Source organism: Streptomyces albidicamelliae, assembly GCF_025642175.1.
Lineage (GTDB): Bacteria > Actinomycetota > Actinomycetes > Streptomycetales > Streptomycetaceae > Streptomyces > Streptomyces albidocamelliae.
Map to the genome: position 1 here is coordinate 5,729,331 of NZ_CP106795.1, position 17,293 is coordinate 5,746,623.

The 17,293-nt window shown below is 72.0% G+C and carries 17 protein-coding genes; 9 read left to right on the forward strand and 8 right to left on the reverse strand.

The genetic code is table 11. The features are described 5' to 3' along the window. Positions 1-161 precede the first annotated feature (161 nt). Positions 162-2,402, reverse strand: a complete 2,241-nt coding sequence (glgX, locus tag N8I86_RS26290; RefSeq protein ID WP_263278854.1) for a glycogen debranching protein GlgX — start codon at positions 2,400-2,402, stop codon at positions 162-164. A gap of 224 nt (positions 2,403-2,626) precedes the next feature. Between glgX and N8I86_RS26295 the strand changes: the two genes are divergently transcribed. The 6 genes from N8I86_RS26295 to N8I86_RS26320 all read left to right on the forward strand — a co-directional run bounded on the left by N8I86_RS26295 (position 2,627) and on the right by N8I86_RS26320 (position 9,083). Further along, complete coding sequence (locus tag N8I86_RS26295) at positions 2,627-3,850, forward strand: L,D-transpeptidase (RefSeq protein WP_263278855.1); 1,224 nt, start codon at positions 2,627-2,629, stop codon at positions 3,848-3,850. A gap of 158 nt (positions 3,851-4,008) precedes the next feature. After that, positions 4,009-5,241, forward strand: coding sequence for a L,D-transpeptidase (locus N8I86_RS26300; RefSeq protein ID WP_385330910.1), 1,233 nt, complete (start codon positions 4,009-4,011; stop codon positions 5,239-5,241). 80 nt (positions 5,242-5,321) lie between these two features. Further along, positions 5,322-6,089, forward strand: a complete 768-nt coding sequence (locus N8I86_RS26305; RefSeq protein WP_263278857.1) for an enoyl-CoA hydratase/isomerase family protein — start codon at positions 5,322-5,324, stop codon at positions 6,087-6,089. A gap of 298 nt (positions 6,090-6,387) precedes the next feature. After that, on the forward strand, positions 6,388-6,891 hold the full coding sequence (locus N8I86_RS26310; protein WP_055710475.1) for an ATP-binding protein: 504 nt from the start codon (positions 6,388-6,390) through the stop codon (positions 6,889-6,891). Positions 6,892-7,077: 186 nt separating this feature from the next. Beyond that, a complete protein-coding gene (locus tag N8I86_RS26315) occupies positions 7,078-7,896 on the forward strand; it encodes a polysaccharide deacetylase family protein (protein WP_263278858.1) in 819 nt (272 codons plus the stop codon). After that, positions 7,896-9,083, forward strand: coding sequence for a YncE family protein (locus N8I86_RS26320; protein WP_263278859.1), 1,188 nt, complete (start codon positions 7,896-7,898; stop codon positions 9,081-9,083). Before N8I86_RS26315 ends, N8I86_RS26320 begins: the two co-directional genes overlap by 1 nt. Here the strand turns inward: N8I86_RS26320 and N8I86_RS26325 are convergent. Continuing rightward, positions 9,050-9,718, reverse strand: coding sequence for a GNAT family N-acetyltransferase (locus N8I86_RS26325; protein ID WP_263278860.1), 669 nt, complete (start codon positions 9,716-9,718; stop codon positions 9,050-9,052). The genes N8I86_RS26320 and N8I86_RS26325 overlap by 34 nt on opposite strands. 163 nt (positions 9,719-9,881) lie before the next feature. On the opposite strand from N8I86_RS26325, the gene N8I86_RS26330 reads away from it, so the two are divergent. Both N8I86_RS26330 and N8I86_RS26335 read left to right on the forward strand, forming a co-directional pair. Further along, entirely contained in the window at positions 9,882-10,094 is a 213-nt protein-coding gene (locus tag N8I86_RS26330; RefSeq protein WP_073889711.1) for an EF-hand domain-containing protein, read from the forward strand. A 190-nt stretch (positions 10,095-10,284) separates the two neighbouring features. After that, positions 10,285-10,947 carry an NADPH-dependent F420 reductase gene (locus N8I86_RS26335; RefSeq protein ID WP_263278861.1) on the forward strand — a complete coding sequence of 221 codons (663 nt, stop codon included), beginning with the start codon at positions 10,285-10,287 and terminating at the stop codon, positions 10,945-10,947. A 115-nt stretch (positions 10,948-11,062) separates the two neighbouring features. On the opposite strand, the gene N8I86_RS26340 is transcribed toward N8I86_RS26335, so the two are convergent. From N8I86_RS26340 to N8I86_RS26350, 3 genes are read right to left on the reverse strand one after another with little or no spacing between them, the layout of a single operon-like run. Next, positions 11,063-11,881 carry an ABC transporter permease gene (locus tag N8I86_RS26340; RefSeq protein WP_073889715.1) on the reverse strand — a complete coding sequence of 273 codons (819 nt, stop codon included), beginning with the start codon at positions 11,879-11,881 and terminating at the stop codon, positions 11,063-11,065. Next, complete coding sequence (locus tag N8I86_RS26345; RefSeq protein ID WP_263278862.1) at positions 11,878-12,858, reverse strand: ATP-binding cassette domain-containing protein; 981 nt, start codon at positions 12,856-12,858, stop codon at positions 11,878-11,880. Before N8I86_RS26345 ends, N8I86_RS26340 begins: the two co-directional genes overlap by 4 nt. 30 nt (positions 12,859-12,888) lie before the next feature. Next, the gene (locus tag N8I86_RS26350; protein WP_263278863.1) at positions 12,889-13,560 is read right to left on the reverse strand and encodes a DUF4097 domain-containing protein; all 672 of its coding nucleotides are present in this window, start codon (positions 13,558-13,560) and stop codon (positions 12,889-12,891) included. Positions 13,561-13,806: 246 nt separating this feature from the next. On the opposite strand from N8I86_RS26350, the gene N8I86_RS26355 reads away from it, so the two are divergent. Then, positions 13,807-14,568, forward strand: coding sequence for a helix-turn-helix domain-containing protein (locus N8I86_RS26355; RefSeq protein ID WP_263278864.1), 762 nt, complete (start codon positions 13,807-13,809; stop codon positions 14,566-14,568). Positions 14,569-14,598: 30 nt separating this feature from the next. Here N8I86_RS26355 and N8I86_RS26360 read toward each other — a convergent pair whose 3' ends face one another. The 3 genes from N8I86_RS26360 to N8I86_RS26370 all read right to left on the reverse strand — a co-directional run bounded on the left by N8I86_RS26360 (position 14,599) and on the right by N8I86_RS26370 (position 17,289). Continuing rightward, complete coding sequence (locus N8I86_RS26360; protein ID WP_073889723.1) at positions 14,599-15,156, reverse strand: glycoside hydrolase family 25 protein; 558 nt, start codon at positions 15,154-15,156, stop codon at positions 14,599-14,601. Between the two features lie 36 nt (positions 15,157-15,192). Continuing rightward, the gene (locus N8I86_RS26365) at positions 15,193-16,224 is read right to left on the reverse strand and encodes a Ca2+-dependent phosphoinositide-specific phospholipase C (RefSeq protein WP_073889725.1); all 1,032 of its coding nucleotides are present in this window, start codon (positions 16,222-16,224) and stop codon (positions 15,193-15,195) included. Between the two features lie 105 nt (positions 16,225-16,329). Next, positions 16,330-17,289 (reverse strand): asparaginase, encoded by a 960-nt coding sequence (locus tag N8I86_RS26370; RefSeq protein ID WP_263278865.1) that lies wholly within the window; start codon positions 17,287-17,289, stop codon positions 16,330-16,332. Between the last annotated feature and the right edge of the window lie 4 nt (positions 17,290-17,293).

The window sequence follows — 17,293 nt, forward strand, 5'->3', positions numbered from 1 at the left end:
GCCGGCTGTCTACACCAGGGGAAAGGCCCTGGACCCCCTCGAGTGCTGCACCCGGCCGGCGTGATCCGCGTCACGCACAGCCCGCGCACAGGCTCAGGGAGTCTCCCGCACAGCCGTACGGACGGGTTCGCGGGGCCCGCGACGGCGTCCCGCCCCGGGGTTCAGGCGACCTTCAGCAGCAGTACCGCGCGGGCCGGGACCGTGATCTCCTCGCCCGCCGGGTGGACCGTTCCCGGGGCCTCGGACTGCTCCTCCCGGGAGGTGTCCACGACGACCTCGTACCGCTCCGCCCACGGCGGGCCCGGCAGCACGAAGCCCGTCGGCCGGTCGCCCGCGTGCAGCACCGCGAGGAAGCTGTCGTCCACGACCGGCGCGCCCCGTTCGTCCCGGCCGGGGATGTCCCGCCCGGAGAGGTACATGCCGAGCGTGGCCGCGGGCGCGTACCAGTCGCCCTCGGTCATCTCCGCGCCCCGTGAGGTGAACCAGGCGAGGTCCCGCAGCCCGTCCGCCGAGTGGGCCCGGCCGGAGAAGAACGCGCGGCGGCGCAGCACCGGGTGCCGGTGGCGCAGCGCGATCAGCCGCGACGTCAGCTCGTACAGCGCCCGCCAGCCGGGCTCCCGCAGCAGCGACCAGTCCAGCCAGCTGATCTCGTTGTCCTGGCAGTAGGCGTTGTTGTTGCCGCGCTGGGTGCGGCCCAGTTCGTCACCGGCGACCAGCATGGGCACCCCGGTGGACAGCAGCAGCGTGGTCAGGAGGTTGCGCAGCTGTCTGCGCCGCAGCGCCCGTACCCGCTCGTCGCCGGTCTCGCCCTCCGTGCCGCAGTTCCAGGAGCGGTTGTCGCCGGTGCCGTCCCGGTTGTTCTCGCCGTTGGCCTCGTTGTGCTTGCGTTCGTACGACACCAGGTCGCGCAGGGTGAACCCGTCGTGCGCGGTGACGAAGTTGACCGAGGCGTAGGGGCGGCGGCCACCCCAGGCGTACAGATCGCTGGAGCCGGACAGGCGGTAGCCCATCTCGCGGACGTCCGGCAGGGCGTGCCGCCAGAAGTCCCGCACCGCGTCGCGGTAGCGATCGTTCCACTCCGTCCACAGCGGGGGGAACGCGCCCACCTGGTAGCCGCCCGAGCCGATGTCCCAGGGCTCGGCGATCAGCTTCATCCGGCGCAGCACCGGGTCCTGGGCGATGACCGCGAGGAACGGGGAGAGCATGTCGACGTCGTGCATCGAACGGGCGAGCGCCGCCGCGAGGTCGAACCGGAATCCGTCGACGCCCATCTCCGTCACCCAGTAGCGCAGCGAGTCCGTGATCAGGCGCAGGACCTGGGGCTGGACGACGTGCAGGGTGTTGCCGCAGCCGGTGTAGTCGGCGTAGCGGCGGGCGTCGCCCTGGAGCCGGTAGTAGCCGCGGTTGTCGATGCCCTTCAGGGACAGGGTCGGGCCCAGCTCGCCCGCCTCCGCCGTGTGGTTGTAGACCACGTCGAGGATGACCTCGATGCCGGCCGCGTGCAGGGCGCGCACCATCCGCTTGAACTCGCCGACCTGCTGACCCGTCGTACCGGAGGCCGCGTAGGCCGCGTGCGGGGCGAAGTAGCCGATGGAGTTGTAGCCCCAGTAGTTCTTCAGGCCCCGGCGCAGCAGATGGTCCTCGTGCGCGAACTGGTGGACGGGCAGCAGCTCCACGGCCGTGACGCCGAGCCGCACCAGGTGCTCGATCGCGGCCGGGTGGGCCAGGCCGGCGTAGGTGCCGCGCAGTTCCTCCGGGATGTCCGGGTGCAGTGCGGTGAAGCCGCGCACGTGCAGCTCGTAGATCACCGAGTCCGCCCACGGCGTCTTGGGGCGGCGGTCGTCGGACCAGTCGTCGTCGTCGTGGACGACGACCCCCTTCGGCACGTACGGCGCCGAGTCCCGCTCGTCCCGCACGGTGTCCGCGACATGCTGCTCCGGCCAGTCCCGGACGTGCCCGTACACCTCCGGCGGCAGCCGGAACTCCCCGTCCACCGCCCGGGCGTACGGGTCCAGCAGCAGTTTGGCCGGGTTCCAGCGGGCGCCGGTCCAGGGGTCCCAGCGGCCGTCCACCCGGTAGCCGTACCGCTGTCCGGGCATCACGCCGGGCACGAAGCCGTGCCAGATCTCGTGCGTCAGTTCGGTCAGCGGGATCGGGGTCTCCCGGCCCCGCTCGTCGAACAGGCACACCCGGACCGCCTCCGCACCGGCCGCCCACAGGGCGAAGTTGGTGCCCGCGACCCCGTCCGGGCCCACCCGGAACCGGGCCCCCAGCGGGGTCGGCGCACCCGGCCACACGGCCGGTGCGGGCGGTACGGCCCGCCGGGAGCCGTTCACCGCCGCCGGTTGCCCGCTCCCGGCCGGCTCCCCGGCCGGTGCCCGCTGCTCGGCTGCGCTCGTCACCTTGTCGGCCCCTCTTTCAGTGGCTCGCCCCCGGGGCGGCGCAGTCGGCCGTGCCCGGGGGCCGGGCGTGCCTTTCGGCACCCCTGACCACCCGACACGGCTGCGCCCCGACGGCTCCGGCGCGGGCGCGGCGGCTCCCCAACGTGTCGTCCTTCCCTCTGTTCTGCCCAATGCTTGGGTCGCACTCACGTTTCCCCGGAGCGTGCGCCGTCGTTGAGTCCCGCGTGAGGCACGTACAAGGACGCGCGCGGCGCGCGCTGGCCGCGCTGGCCGCGGCAGTGATGTGGGCAGGGCTGACGGCCGGCTGCTCGGCGGACGGCTCGGGCCCGCTGGGTATCGGCGGATCGCTGGGCAAACCCCCGGCTCCCGAGGACGTCATCCGTGTCACCCCCGACGACGGCAGCAAGGCCGTACGGCCCGACAGCAGGCTGCGGGTGCGGGTGCCGGGCGGACGCCTGGAGAAGGTGACCGTGGTCCGGTCGCAGGACGCGCAGGACACCCCCGTACCCGGCCGTATCAGCGGTGACGGCCTGACCTGGCAGCCCGAGGAGGCCAAGCTGGCGCTCGCCGCCAAGTACACCGTCGACGTGGTCGCGCTGGACTCCCGGGGCCGACGCTCTGCCCGGCACACCACCTTCACCACCTACGTCCCCGACCAGCGGTTCATCGGATACGTCACTCCGGAGAACCGCTCCGTGGTCGGCACCGGGATGATCGTCTCCCTCGCCTTCAGCCGGGAGATCACCGACCGGGCCGCCGTCGAACGCGCCGTCCACGTCAGCGCGCGGCCCCCCGTCGAGATCCGCCCGCACTGGTTCGGCAAGGACCGCCTGGACTTCCGTCCCGAGCACTACTGGAAGCCCGGCACCGAGGTCACCGTCGACCTGGACCTGCGGGACGTCGAGGGCGCGCGCGGCGCCTACGGGCTGCAGGACAAGACGTTCTCGTTCACCGTCGGCCGCAGCCAGGTCTCCCTGGTCGACGCGGCCAAGCACACCATGGACGTACGGCGCGACGGGCAGCTCCTCGCCACGGTCCCGATCACGGCGGGCGCCCCCAAGCACCCGACGTACAACGGGAAGATGGTGGTGATGGACATGCTGGAGGTCACCCGCATGAACAGCCGGACGGTGGGCTTCGGCGGCGAGTACGACATCCCCGACGTCCCGCACGCCATGAAGCTGACCGACTCCGGCACCTTCCTGCACGGCAACTACTGGGCCCCGGACGCCCCCGGCCAGGTCAACGTCAGCCACGGCTGTGTGGGGTTGATGGACGTCAAGGGCGGCAGTTCGGACACCCCGGCGGGCTGGTTCTTCGACCGCAGTCTCGTCGGTGACGTCGTCGAGGTGGTGCACAGCAAGGACAAGACCGTCTCACCGGACAACGGGCTCGGCGGGTGGAACATGACCTGGAACGTGTGGAAAGCGGGCAGCGCGGTGAAATAACCGGGTGAGGGGCCGGGTTCGGGGCGAGGGGGTCGGGCGGAAGTTGCGACGGAACGGTGACATACGCCTGACACCCGCCTCATGACCAGGCGGTTAATATGCGCGCACCAGTGTGGTGGGGAGCGGACCTGGCCAGGTCCGGCGAGGGGGAGTGCGAGTTGAACGTGCGGCCTGTTTCGGGGGCGTCGGTGGCGGAGCGGCGAGGTCGTAGGGGACTGGCGATGGTGGCCGGCGCTCTCGTGCTGACGCTCGCCGCGTGCGGCGGGGGCGGTGACGACAAGGCGGGGCCGGCGGACGGCAAGGACAAGCGCGCGACCCAGCAGGGCAAGCAGTCGACGGCCGCCGTCAGCATCGCGCCCAAGTCCGGTGCCAGGGACGTCGACACGAGCGGCGCCCTCAAGGTGGCCGTCGCCCAGGGCAAGCTGACCGAGGTGACCGTCAAGGACGCCAAGGGCGCGAAGATCGACGGCACCATATCCGGCGGCGGCGCCTCGTGGACGCCGTCGACCCATCTGGCCGCCGGCACCAAGTACACGGTGCACGCGGTCGCGAAGGACTCCGAGGGCCGCGCGGCGGCCGAGGACTCCAGCTTCACCACGCTGACCCCGAAGAACACCTTCACCGGTTCCTTCACCCCCGAGGACGGTTCCACCGTCGGCGTGGGCATGCCGTTCTCCATACGTTTCACGCGGGGCATCACCAGCCCGGACGCCGTGGAGAAGGCGATCCGCATCAAGACCGAGCCGGCCGTCGACGTCGAGGGCCACTGGTTCGGCAACGACCGCCTGGACTTCCGTCCGGAGCACTACTGGAAGTCCGGCACCAAGGTCACCGTCGACCTCAACCTGGACGGCGTCGAGGGCCGCGACGGCGTCTACGGCGAGCAGCACAAGACCGTGAAGTTCACCATCGGCCGCGACCAGGTCTCCTTCGTGGACGCGAAGAAGCACACGATGAAGGTCACCCAGGACGGCAAGGTCGTCAAGACCATCCCGGTCACCACGGGCAAGCCCGGCTACGAGACCTGGAACGGCCAGATGGTCATGAGCGAGAAGCTCGCCGTCACCCGGATGAACGGCGAGACCGTCGGCTACGGCGGCGAGTACGACATCAAGGACGTGCCGCACGCCATCCGCCTCACCACCTCCGGCACCTTCATCCACGGCAACTACTGGGGCGGCGGCGCCTTCGGCAACTACAACGCCAGCCACGGCTGCGTCGGTCTGCGCGACGTGCGCGGCGGCTACGACAAGGGCGTCCCGGCGGCCTGGTTCTTCAACCACTCCATCGTCGGTGACGTGGTGGTCGTGAAGAAGTCCCACGACCGCACGGTGGACCCGGCCAACGGCCTCAACGGCTGGAACATGTCCTGGGCCGACTGGAAGAAGTGAACCCCGCCCGACGTACGGGCCCGGTGCTGTGAGGAACGGCACCGGGCCCGTTCCCGTTAGTCCCCGTTAACCTGCTCACCATGACCGTCTCTCTCGAAGTCGCCGAAGGCGTCGGAACCCTGCGCCTGGACCGGCCCCCGATGAACGCGCTGGACATCGCCACGCAGGACCGGCTGAAGGAACTCGCCGAGGAGGCCACGCGCCGCGACGACGTGCGCGCCGTGGTGATCTACGGCGGCGAGCGGGTGTTCGCGGCGGGCGCGGACATCAAGGAGATGCAGAACATGGACCACGCCGGGATGGTCCGGCGTGCCCGCGCCCTGCAGGACTCCTTCACCGCCGTGGCCCGCATCCCCAAGCCGGTCGTCGCGGCGATCACCGGGTACGCGCTCGGCGGCGGCTGCGAGCTCGCGCTGTGCGCCGACTTCCGCGTCGCCGCCGACAACGCCAAGCTGGGCCAGCCCGAGATCCTGCTCGGCCTGATCCCGGGCGCCGGCGGCACCCAGCGGCTGCCCCGGCTGGTCGGACCGTCCAGGGCCAAGGACCTCATCTTCACGGGCCGTCAGGTCAAGGCCGACGAGGCCCTCACGATCGGTCTGGTCGACCGTGTGGTGCCGGCCGCCGAGGTGTACGAGCAGGCGCACGCCTGGGCCGCGAAGCTCGCGCAGGGCCCGGCGATCGCGCTGCGCGCCGCCAAGGAGTCCGTCGACACCGGCCTGGAGACGGACATCGACACCGGCCTCGCCGTCGAACGGAACTGGTTCGCGGGTCTGTTCGCCACCGAGGACCGCGAGCGGGGCATGCGCAGCTTCGTCGAGGAAGGGCCGGGCAAGGCCAAGTTCCTGTGACACCCGCGGGGTGAACTTCTCCGTAACTCACCCCGGAACCCTTGCAATTGACACGGCGTCTCACCCGGGTCCCCCGATGGGGCGGTTTATGGGAGCCTTAAGACAACCTTAAACCTGTCTTGTCGGGGCGTTCCGGCGATTGCCCCTGGGCGGCCCGTCGTCGCAGGTCAACCAGGATGTACCGGATGTCGGCATGCCGACGGCATATGCCGATCGCCGAGCGCACGGCAGGGGCGTACGGGGGGCGTATTCCTCCGGAACGGCCCCCAAGACGGCTCCGGGCCGCCATCATGGGGGCATGGCGGGGCTGGAGGGCATCGAACAGCCGCGGGGACACAGCCGTGCGGCCGCGGCACGATGGTCGCCCGCGGTCGAGGACGAACAGGCGCTCAAGGCGCTCGAACTGTTCGGCAACCCGACGGAGGCGGAAGTACCGCTGCCGTCCCGCCCGGAGTCCGCCGCCACCGCCCGCCGGCTCGCCCAGGTCGTCGTCCTGCGCACCTGGCGGCTGACCCCGAAGCTCACCGAGGACGCCGTCCTACTCGTGTCGGAACTCGTCGGCAACGCCGTACGGCACACCGGTGCACGCGTCTTCGGTCTGCGCATGCGCCGCCGTCCCGGCTGGATCCGTGTGGAGGTCCGCGATCCCTCCCGCGGCCTGCCCTGCCTGATGCCCGTTCAGGAGATGGACGTCAGCGGCCGCGGGCTGTTCCTCGTCGACAAACTCTCCGACCGGTGGGGCGTCGACCTGCTGCCGCGCGGCAAGACCACCTGGTTCGAGATGCGGGTCGCCGACCGCTAGGGCCTGTCGTTCGGATCAGGCCGGCCTGGCCCACGGTGCCTTGTCTGGCGACGCGGGCACGATCCACACGACAGGCCCTGACCCCCCGGGCGGGCCCGGCGCGTCCCGCGGACCGGCTGCGCGCCCCGCGACCCGATAACACCCCGAACCGGCTAATCGGCGGTTTTCTTACCCTTCGCCCCTTAAATGGTGCGGGTGACCACGACCAACCGACGCGAGGTGCTGCGCGCGGGCGCCGGGCTCGTCACCGGTGGCGCGCTGGCCGCCGGCTGCGGCTCCGGACGGGCCGCCCCGGCCACCACGCCGGCCGACGCGTCCACCCCCCTGTCCCCGCCCCACGCCTCCGTGTCCGGCCGGCCTGCGGCCACCGCCCGGACCGCGCCCGCACCCCGGGCCTACCCCGGACAGCCGGCCCAGATCACCCACGGCCCGCGCACCCGCCGCCAGGTCGCCCTCACCTTCCACGGCCAGGGCGACCCCGCCCTCGCCCACTCCCTGCTGAGCACGGCCGAGAAGCGCGGCGCCCGCCTCACCGTGCTCGCCGTCGGCACCTGGCTGGACGAGCACCCGGACGTCGCCCGGCGCATCCTCGACGGCGGCCACGACCTCGGCAACCACACCCAGCGCCACGTCTCCGTCAACGCCATGTCCCAGGCGTCGGCGCGCAAGGAGATCATCGACTGCGCCGACCGGCTGCGGCGGCTCACCGGCTCCATCGGCACCTGGTTCCGCCCCTCCCGCGCGCCCACCGCCTCGCCCCTCGTCGCCGGGCTGGCCCGCGCCGCCGGCTACCCGCACGTGCTGTCGTACGACGTCGACTCGCTCGACTACACCCGCCCCGGCGCCGCCGCCGTCACCCGCAAGGTCCTCGCCGACGTGACCAACGGGTCCGTGGTGAGCCTGCACTTCGGCTATCCGGACACCGTCGCCGCCCTGCCCGACGTCCTCCACGAACTCGACCGCCGCGGACTGCGCGCGGTCACCACCACGGAGCTGCTGAGCTGATGAGAACCACGAAAGCCGCCCGCCTGCTGGCCGCCGGCGCCGCCCTCACCGCCCTGACGCTGCTCTCGGCGTGCGGCGGCGGGGAGGAGCGCCCCGAGAACGCGGCCCCCGCCAGCAAGGCGCCGGTCCAGCCGCGGGCCAGGCAGCCCCAGGTGAACGTGCTGCCCGGGATGCCGCCGGTGGAGGACCCGACCGACGTCTACGCCGCCGACCGGCCCAACCGGCTCTCGCCCGTGGTCAAGGACTTCCCCTCCCGGGTGTACGTCCCCAACACCCAGTCCGACACGGTCACCGTCATCGACCCGAAGACCTACCGGGTGATCGAGACCATCCCCGTCGGGCACCAGCCCCAGCACGTCGTGCCGTCCTGGGACCTGAAGACCCTCTGGGTCAACAACGACCTCGGCAACAGCCTCACCCCCATCGACCCGCGCACCGGCCGGGCGGGCAAGCCGGTCGAGGTGCACGACCCGTACAACCTCTACTTCACGCCCGACGGCAAGTACGCGGTCGTCATGGCCTCCATGGACCGCGAACTCGTCTTCCGCGACGCCCACACGATGAAGGTCGTCAAGGCTGTCCCGGTCAGCTGCTACGGCGTCAACCACGCCGACTTCTCGGTCGACGGCCGCTACTTCATCGTCTCCTGCGAGTTCAGCGGCGAGGTCCTCAAGGTCGACACCGCGGCCATGAAGGTGGTCGCGCAGGAGAAACTGCCGTTCCAGGGCGCCATGCCGCAGGACGTGAAGATCTCCCCGGACGGCAAGCTGTTCTACATCGCCGACATGATGGCCAACGGCCTGTGGATCCTCGACGGCGACAAGTTCACCAGGCCCCGGTTCCTCGCCACCGGCAAGGGCACCCACGGCCTGTACGTCAGCCGGGACTCCCGCGAGATGTACATCTCCAACCGCGGCGAGGGCACGATCTCCCTCTTCGACTTCACCCGGGGCCGGCTCACCAAGAAGTGGCGCCTGCCCGGCGGCGGCAGCCCCGACATGGGCGGGGTCTCCGCCGACGGCAAGGTCCTGTGGCTGTCCGGCCGCTACAACGCCGAGGTCTACGCCATCGACACCCGCACCGGCGCGGAACTCGCCCGCATCAAGGTCGGCAGCGGCCCGCACGGCCTCGCCGTCTACCCCCAGCCGGGCCGTTACTCGCTCGGGCACACCGGCATCTTCCGCTGACCCGGCCGCAGCAGCGCCTCCGAGCCCACCGGACGGTACCCGGAGGCCTGGAACGCCCGCATGCTGCGGGCGTTCCCCGCCGCCACCTGGGCCCACACCGGCTCCCCGGCCAGCTGCCGGGCGGCCGTCGCCAGCGCCCGCCCCAGCCCCCGGTGCCGGTGCTCCTCCGCCACCTCCACGGCCACCTCCAGCCGGCCCGCGACCCCTCGCCCCAGCACCAGCAGCCCGCCGTCCGCCGTCCAGACCCGGACCGCGTCGCGCGCGCCGGCGCGAGCTCCGCACCCGGGGTGGGCCGGGTCGTCGAGCGCGCGCAGGGGGATCCCGGGAGTCCCCGGCAGCGGGGCACCCACCAGCAGGACGTCCACGGTGTCGGTGAGGCGGCCCGTCCGGTCCAGCAGTGCGGTCAGGAAACGGGGGCTCATCGCGGCGGCCAGGGCGTCGCTCCCGCGCTCGGCCGCGCGCAGCGCCCCGCGCACCCAGCGGGGGTCCTCGTCGGTGAACACGACGGAGTGCCCGGTGAACGCGATCACCCCGGCGTCCCGCTCCGAGGGCTGCGCCACGACCGTCGTCCGGCCGTCCGCCGGCGGGAAGGCACCGCGCGCCGCCGCGTCGAGAATGTCCCGCAAGGTCTCCACGGCCCGCTCCTTCCGTCTCGGCCCACTGGACTGGAGGGCCCAGACTGGCAGGCCCGGAGCCCGGGTGGGTGGCCGAGGCACTGCGTGTCCGGCCGGGCCGTTAATCTGACCTGCGTCAGTACGCCAGCACGGCATGAGAAACACGACCAAAAGGGGCGGATCGGTGGCGGACATCGAGGAAGCACGCAAGCAGTTCCAGCGGATCGACGCGGACGGTGACGGGTTCATCACCGCGGCCGAGTTCAAGTCCGCCCTGGCACAGGGTGGTGACTGGAACGTCACCGAGACGGTGGCCGAGAGCATCATCGGCACCCGCGACCTGAACGGCGACAAGGTCCTGTCGTTCGACGAGTTCTGGGCCTACCTGAACAAGTAGTCCCAGGCCGCCGGAACCCCTGGCGTGCCCCGGAGGGGGTGCCCGTCCCGCGAGCAGCGGGAGGGGCACCCCCTCCGCGCTGTTCCGGCCCCCTCACCCGATCGCCGGGGTCACGGAATACGTCCCCGCCCCGCCGGAGTTGACGCCGAACGGACGTATGCGTGTGCATCGATACCCCGGAGGGCATGTCATGAAGATCGGCATCATCGGCGCGGGCAACATCGGCGGCAACCTCACCCGGCGGCTCACCGCCCTCGGCCACGACGTCTTCGTGGCCAACTCCCGCGGACCCGAGACGCTCAAGGAACTGGCGGAGGAGACCGGCGCCACCCCGGTCCGCGCAGAGGAGGCGGCCGAGGGCGCCGAGGTCGTCGTCGTCACCGTTCCTCTGAAGGCCGTGCCGGACCTGCCCGCCGGCCTGCTGGACGGCGCGGCCGAGGGCGCCGCGGTGATCGACACCGGCAACTACTACCCGCAGCAGCGCGACGGCCGGATCGCCGGCATCGAGGACGAGGGCCTCACCGAGAGCCGCTGGACCGAACGCCACCTGGGCCGCCCGGTGGTCAAGGCCTTCAACGGCACCTACGCCCAGGACATCCTGGACCGCCCCCGCCCGGCGGGCGACTCCGCCCGCATGGCCCTCCCGGTCGCCGGTGACGACGAGCCGGCCAAGGCCAGGGTCCGGGCCCTGATCGACGAGCTCGGCTTCGACACGGTCGACGCGGGCGGCATCGACGACTCCTGGCGCCAGCAGCCGGGCACCCCGGTGTACGGGCTGCGCGGGGACGTGGCCGCGGTCCGCAAGGCCCTCGCGGAGGCCTCCCGGGAACGCCCGGCGGACTTCCGGGGCTGACCCGCGCGAGGTCCGTTTCCCGCACGGGAAGGGGCGGCGCGCCTCGACGGGGTGTCGAGGTGCGCCGCCCCCTTCGGGTACGGGTCGCGGGAGCCGGCCCGCGCTCGCACCGCGGCTACTTCGGGTCGCGGTCGAACTTCGCGGTCGACCAGACGTACCCGAGCACCGCGAGGCCCACGCACCAGGCGACGGCGAGCCAGCCCTGGTGACCGATCCCGGTGCCGAGCAGCAGACCGCGCAGGGTCTCGATGGCGGGTGTGAACGGCTGGTACTCGGCGATCGGCCGGAACCAGCCCGGCATCGCGTCGACCGGGACGAAGGCGCTGGACAGCAGCGGCAGCAGGATCAGCGGCATCGCGTTGTTGCCGGCGGCCTCGGCGTTCGGGCTGACGAGCCCCATGCCGACGGCGATCCAGGTGAGTGCCGTGGCGAAGAGCACGAGCAGTCCGAACGCCGCGAGCCACTCCAGCACGGTGGCGTCGGTGGACCGGAAGCCGATGGCCACGGCGACGGCGCCGACGAGGACCACGCTGAGGACCGACTGGAGCACGCTGCCGACGACGTGCCCGACGAGCACCGAACCGCGGTGGATCGCCATCGTCCGGAAGCGGGCGATGATGCCCTCGGTCATGTCGTTGGAGACGGACACCGCGGTCCCGACCACGGTGCTGCCGATGGTCATCAGCAACAGCCCCGGGACGATGTAGGCGATGTAGGCGGAGCGGTCCGGTCCGCCGCCGCCGATGCCCGCGCTCATGGTGTCGCCGAAGACGTAGACGAAGAGCAGCAGCAGCATGACCGGGGTCAGCAGCAGGTTCAGGGTGAGGGACGGGTAGCGCCGGGCGTGCAGGAGGTTGCGGCGCAGCATCGTGACGCAGTCGCGCACGGCGAGGGAGAAGCCGTTCGCGCGGGCGGGGGCCAGGGGTGCGCTCATCGGACGGACTCCTCGGACTGGTTGGGCCGGTTCGGCTGGTCGGGGACGCCTGCGCCGCCGGTCAGGGCGAAGAAGACGTCGTCGAGGTCGGGGGTGTGCACGGTCAGCTCGTCGGCCTCGACACCGGCCGTGTCCAGCCGGTCGAGGAGGGAGCGCAGTGCCCGCTGGCCGCCGTCGCCGGGGACCTGCAGCGTGAGGGCCTCGTCGTCCCGGACGGCCTCGTCCAGGGCGGAGACGGCGCCGCGGTACACGGCCGGGTCGGTGAAGCGCAGCCGCACGTGTCCCCCGGGGACCAGCCGCTTCAGTTCCTCGGCCGTGCCCTCGGCGGCGATCCCGCCGTCGTGCAGCACGGCGATCCGGTCGGCGAGCTCGTCGGCCTCCTCCAGGTACTGGGTGGTGAGGAAGACGGTGACACCGCCCGTGACGAGCTCGCGGATGATCTGCCACATGGTGTGCCGGGAGCGCGGGTCGAGTCCCGTGGTCGGCTCGTCGAGGAAGATGACCCGCGGGTCGCCGACCAGGGTCATGGCGATGTCGAGGCGGCGCTTCATACCGCCGGAGTAGGTGGCGGCCGGCTTCCTCGCGGCCTCGCCGAGGTCGAAGCGCTCCAGCAGTTCCGCGGCGACCCGCCGTCCCTCGCGGCGGGAGAGGTGGTGCAGGTCCGCCATGAGGAGCATGTTCTCCTCGCCGGTGATCAGCCCGTCCACGGCGGAGAACTGCCCGGTGACGCCGATCGCGGCGCGCACGGCCTGCGGGTCCGTGGCGAGGTCGTGGCCGGCGACCCGGATCGGGCCGGAGCCGGGGCCGGGGGAGACGAGGGTGGAGAGGATCTTGACGGCGGTCGTCTTGCCGGCGCCGTTCGGGCCGAGCAGGGAGAAGATCGTTCCCTGCGGGACGGCCAGGTCGACACCGTCTAGGACGGTCTTGTCGCCGTAGGCCTTGCGCAGTCCGTGCGCCGTGATGGCCGAGTCGGTCATGGGAGTGCCCCCCTGTCGCTGGATGCGGATCTAGAGGCTGCGGGCGTCGATGTCGCCGTAGCCGGTGGACGCGTGGATGGTGAGGCCGGCGGCGGTGCCGTCGGTGTTGGTGAGGGCGTTGTGGATGCGGCCGTAGGCGGTGTGGGCGTCGAGGGTGGCGGAGGTGCCGCGGGCGGCGGTGACGGAGATCCGGCCGTGCTGGGTGCGCAGGGTGAGGGCGCCGCGGTGGGCGTCGGTGACGGTCAGGTCGCCCTTGTGGGTGCTGAGGTCGGCGGGGCCGGTGAGGCGGCCGACGGTGATGTCGCCGGCCTTGAGGGTGAGGCGGGCTTCGTCGGTCTCGTCGAGTTTGACGGTGGCCTGGGCGGCGTCGAGGGTGACGTGGCCGAGGCGTCCGACGCCGCGGAGTTCGGTGAGGGCGGTGGTGGCCTTCAGGTGGGAGCCGGCGGGGAGTTGGACGGTGATCTCGACGGATCCGGGGGTGCCGAGGGCGCGGTGGGCGGGCTCGCGGGCGGTGATGCGCAGGACGCCGGCGTCGTAGGTGACGTCGATCCGTTCGGCGGCCTTGGTGTCGCGGCTCTTGGCGGGGTCGGCGGGCAGGACCTCGACGGTGGTGTCGGCGCGGTCGGCGGCGATGAGCCGGATGCGTCCGGCGGGGATGTCGATGCGGGCGGTCACGGGGGCGGGGGTGGCGAACTTCGGCATCGCAAAACTCCTCGGTCTTCAGGTGCGGACCCCTTCGGCCCGCTGTTTCTGACACCGGAAACGCTACGTTGCGTTCACTCAATAGGCAACGGAGTTGAGGCCTCAAAACCCTGTCAGCGCAGGGTAATGCGGGGAAATCGTTGCAACGGTTGGGAATCTAACGCAACGGCACTGAGATGCCTTCGTTGCAATGGACTGAAAGTGAACGCTATAGTGCGGACGTCACGCACCACGAAGGAGGCCGCGATGCCGGGAGGCAGGCTCACCCAGCAGGAACGTCAGCGGATCGCGCTGGGACTGGCCGACGGCCTCGCCTACGCGGAGATCGCCAGGCGCCTGGGCCGCCCGACCTCGACCGTCACCCGCGAGGTCATGCGCAACGGCGGACCCACCGCCTACCGCGCCGACGCCGCCCACCGGGCCACCGAACGACGCGCCCGGCGCCACGGGCAGACCGCACCCCGGGACCCCGGCACCCCCGCGCAGCCGCACGGTCGGGACGCCGAGGCCGTCCGCGCCTACGAGGAGCTGCTCACCGCCGTCTTCATGGGGTCGGGCCTGCCCCGGATGACGGCCCGTGTGCTGGTCTGCCTCTACACCACCGACGCGGGCACCCTCACCGCGTCCGAACTCGTCCAGCGCCTCCAGGTCAGCCCGGCGACCGTCTCCAAGGCGATCGCCTTCCTGGAGAGCCAGGGCCTCGTCCGCCGCGAGCGCGACGAACGCCGCCGCGAACGCTACGTCGTGGACGACGACGTGATGTACCAGTCGACGATGGCCAGCGCCCGCGCCACCGCCCACCTCGGCGAGACCGCACGGCAGGGCGTCGGGGTCCTCGGTCCCGGCACCCCGGCCGCCACCCGCCTGGAGAACATCGCCCGCTTCGTGGACTTCGTCTCCGAGAGCATCGCCCGCGCAGCGGAGCAGGCCCGCGAGATCCTCCACGCGAAGCCCGGCGCGGCGCCGGACGGCACCACCGGGACCTCCGCGGAGCACGACAGGCCCTAGCCGCCCGCCCCGCACGCGGCGGAGCCGGAGTCACGCGTCGGCGGCCCACTCCCTGAGCGCCGCCCTGCTCGCGAAGTTCGCCACGTCCTTGTCGTGCGGTTCACTGGTGTACTGGTGGAACCGCCACTTGGCCTTGATGCGGGGCTTGCCGGCGGTGACGTAGTCCGCGATCCACAGGCCGTCGCCCGCGTACGAGGTCGTGTCGATGTTCAGCCAGAAGTCCCGGTTCGCGTACAGCACGACCCGGTTGTCCGGCCGCAGGTCCTTCAGCTTGCGGATGAAGCGGTCCTTCTCCGCGTTGCTCGCGTGCGTGCCCTCGCCGGTCGTCTCCCAGTCGACGGCGAGAAGGTCGCCCGGGCGGTCGGGGGCGTGGCGGAGGAAGTACTCGGCCTGGTCGGTGAGGCTGCCCGGCCACAGGAAGTGGTAGAAGCCGACGACCAGTCCGGCGTCTCGGGCGGTCTTCGTCTGGGCGGTGAGCCGGGGATTGACGTACGAACGGCCCTCCGTCGCCTTGATGAAGACGAAGGAGAGACCGTCCGTGTCGTACGCGGAGGACTGATAGGCGCTGACGTCGATGCCGTGGAGCATGCAGGAGTTGTGCCCCCTGCGGCCGCATCCGGAACCTCAGCCTCGGTTCGCGACCGCCCCCAGGACGGACGCGGGCTTCGCCGACCAGTCGGAGGTGATCAGACTCGCGTGGTTCTTGGCCAACAGGGCCAGCCGGGAGGCGACTTCGGCGTCCGTGGGAGTGGTCGAGGAGATCGCCGGGGACACTCCGTCGGCACCCGTCGTGATCAGGATGTAGTGGTTCGCGGCGTAGAACGACGTGTCGTAGCCGTTGTTGACGTAGGTCGCCGCGTCGCCGTCGAAGAACACGAACCACGGCCGGATCGACGCGTCGTAGCGGCCTGCGCGCGGGTCGCCGTTCTCGGCGCCGAGCACGGCCGGGAAGGCCTGTGCCTGACCGAGCTGCCCGGCCCCGGACAGGTCCCGCAGATGGTCGCCGTACTCCTCGTCCGTCCAGTAGTGGTCGAAGGGGTTCGCCTGCTCGACCGTGCCCGGGATCAGCTCGAAGAGGAACTTCCCCCGCAGCGAGTCACGCGCGGGCCAGGCGTCGGCGCGGGCGGCGGCGTCCAGCGTGCCGTAGGTCCCGCCCAGCAGGTCGGCGGGCTTGTACACGCTGCCGCCGAGCTTCTGCGAGACGAGCCGGTCGAATTCGTCCGGGCCGAGCCCCGCCCGGTCGTTGAAGCCGACCTTCATCTCGACCTTGAACACGATCGGCGGGTGGTCGGGGTGCAGCCGGTTCCAGGCCGCGATGTTGTCGAGGCAGCCGCCGAGATCCTGGTTGCGGCTCTTGCCGTACAGCTCGTCGGGGGACTTCGCCGCCTCGCAGTTGTTGTTGTTCCCGAACGGGTTGCTGTGGCTGACCCGCCACCGGTGGGTGATGCTGTCCACGTACACATCCAGTTCCAGCAGCGAGGCGCCCGAGTCCAACGCCTGTGCGAAGTACGTGTACTTGGCCTTGTCGTACGCGTTGTGCGTGCCGATCGCCGTCGTCTCGGAGAACTTCGGCGACGCCGCGTGGGCGTTGCCCGGTGCCACCGCCAGTAAGGCGGCGGCGCCCACGAGCGCCGCCGTTCGTCTGATGCCGCGCATGCGTCAACTCCCCTTCGTTGTGGTCGAGTCGACGGCAGCGTAGGGGGGATCGGTTACCGTGCGGTAGCCCCGGGGAGGACATCGGTCCGCCGGGCCGGGGTCCGGTCAGCCGCGCAGGATCCGCGCGGCGCGCACCTCGCCGACCGGTTCGCCGTGACCGAGCACGGGGGCGGTCGCCAGTTCCGCGAGGATCCCGCCGTCGTCCACCGGGACGCCGAGCCGGCGCAGCGCGGCGACCAGGACGACCGGACGGGCCCTGGCGGAGCCGTCGGCGATCTTCAGGGCGACGGCCGAGCCGTCGGGGAGCGCCATCGCGTAGACGCCCTCCGCGCCGTCCTTCGCGACCGCGCCGGGCAGCGCCCGCAGCAGCCGGGTCACGTCCCGGCCGGTCCCGCCGACGTACTCGGGATGCCCGCCCATCGCCCGTGCGACGCGCCGTTCGAGGGAGCCGGGCGGGCTCGTCGCCAGCCGGGCGAACGCGCGCGCCAGTCCCCGGTAGCCGAGGGCGAACAGGGGTGCGCCGCAGCCGTCGACCCCGGTCGCGGCGACCTTCTCGCCGGCCAGGTCCTCGACGGTCTCCCGCAGGGCGCGCTGCAACGGGTGGCGCGGATCGAGGTAGGCGGCCGTGTCCCAGCCGTTGACGACACAGGTGGCGAGCATCGCGGCGTGCTTGCCCGAGCAGTTCATCGTCAGCGGCGCCGCGGTGCCGCCGGCCGCGAGGTGGGCGCGCAGCGCGGCCTCGCCGATGGGCAGCCCGGGCGTGCAGCGCAGGGCGTCCGTGCCGAGCCCGGCGCCCTTCAGGATCCGGCGCACGCCGTCGAGGTGGAAGGGCTCGCCGGAATGGCTGGCGCAGGCCAGCGCCAGCAGCTCGCCGTTCAGGGCGAGGCCGGCGCGCAGCATGCCGAGCGCCTGGAGCGGCTTGTTGGCGGAGCGGGGGAACATCGGGCGGTCCGGCTCACCGACGGCGAGCACGGTCCGCCCGCCGGGTCCGGTCGCGAGGACCGTTCCGTGGTGCACCGACTCCAGGAAGTCACCCCGCCGGACCTCGGCCACCAGCGCGTGCACAGCC

Excerpts from the sequence above, each read along its gene's own strand:
- N8I86_RS26305 (WP_263278857.1), top strand. The coding sequence starts at position 5,322 with ATGACCGTCTCTCTCGAAGTCGCCGAAGGCGTCGGAACCCTGCGCCTG.
- N8I86_RS26310 (WP_055710475.1), top strand. The coding sequence starts at position 6,388 with ATGGCGGGGCTGGAGGGCATCGAACAGCCGCGGGGACACAGCCGTGCG.
- N8I86_RS26315 (WP_263278858.1), top strand. The coding sequence starts at position 7,078 with ATGGTGCGGGTGACCACGACCAACCGACGCGAGGTGCTGCGCGCGGGC.
- N8I86_RS26320 (WP_263278859.1), top strand. The coding sequence starts at position 7,896 with ATGAGAACCACGAAAGCCGCCCGCCTGCTGGCCGCCGGCGCCGCCCTC.
- N8I86_RS26335 (WP_263278861.1), top strand. The coding sequence starts at position 10,285 with ATGAAGATCGGCATCATCGGCGCGGGCAACATCGGCGGCAACCTCACC.
- N8I86_RS26340 (WP_073889715.1), bottom strand. The coding sequence starts at position 11,881 with ATGAGCGCACCCCTGGCCCCCGCCCGCGCGAACGGCTTCTCCCTCGCC.
- N8I86_RS26345 (WP_263278862.1), bottom strand. The coding sequence starts at position 12,858 with ATGACCGACTCGGCCATCACGGCGCACGGACTGCGCAAGGCCTACGGC.
- N8I86_RS26350 (WP_263278863.1), bottom strand. The coding sequence starts at position 13,560 with ATGCCGAAGTTCGCCACCCCCGCCCCCGTGACCGCCCGCATCGACATC.
- N8I86_RS26355 (WP_263278864.1), top strand. The coding sequence starts at position 13,807 with ATGCCGGGAGGCAGGCTCACCCAGCAGGAACGTCAGCGGATCGCGCTG.
- N8I86_RS26360 (WP_073889723.1), bottom strand. The coding sequence starts at position 15,156 with ATGCTCCACGGCATCGACGTCAGCGCCTATCAGTCCTCCGCGTACGAC.
- N8I86_RS26365 (WP_073889725.1), bottom strand. The coding sequence starts at position 16,224 with ATGCGCGGCATCAGACGAACGGCGGCGCTCGTGGGCGCCGCCGCCTTA.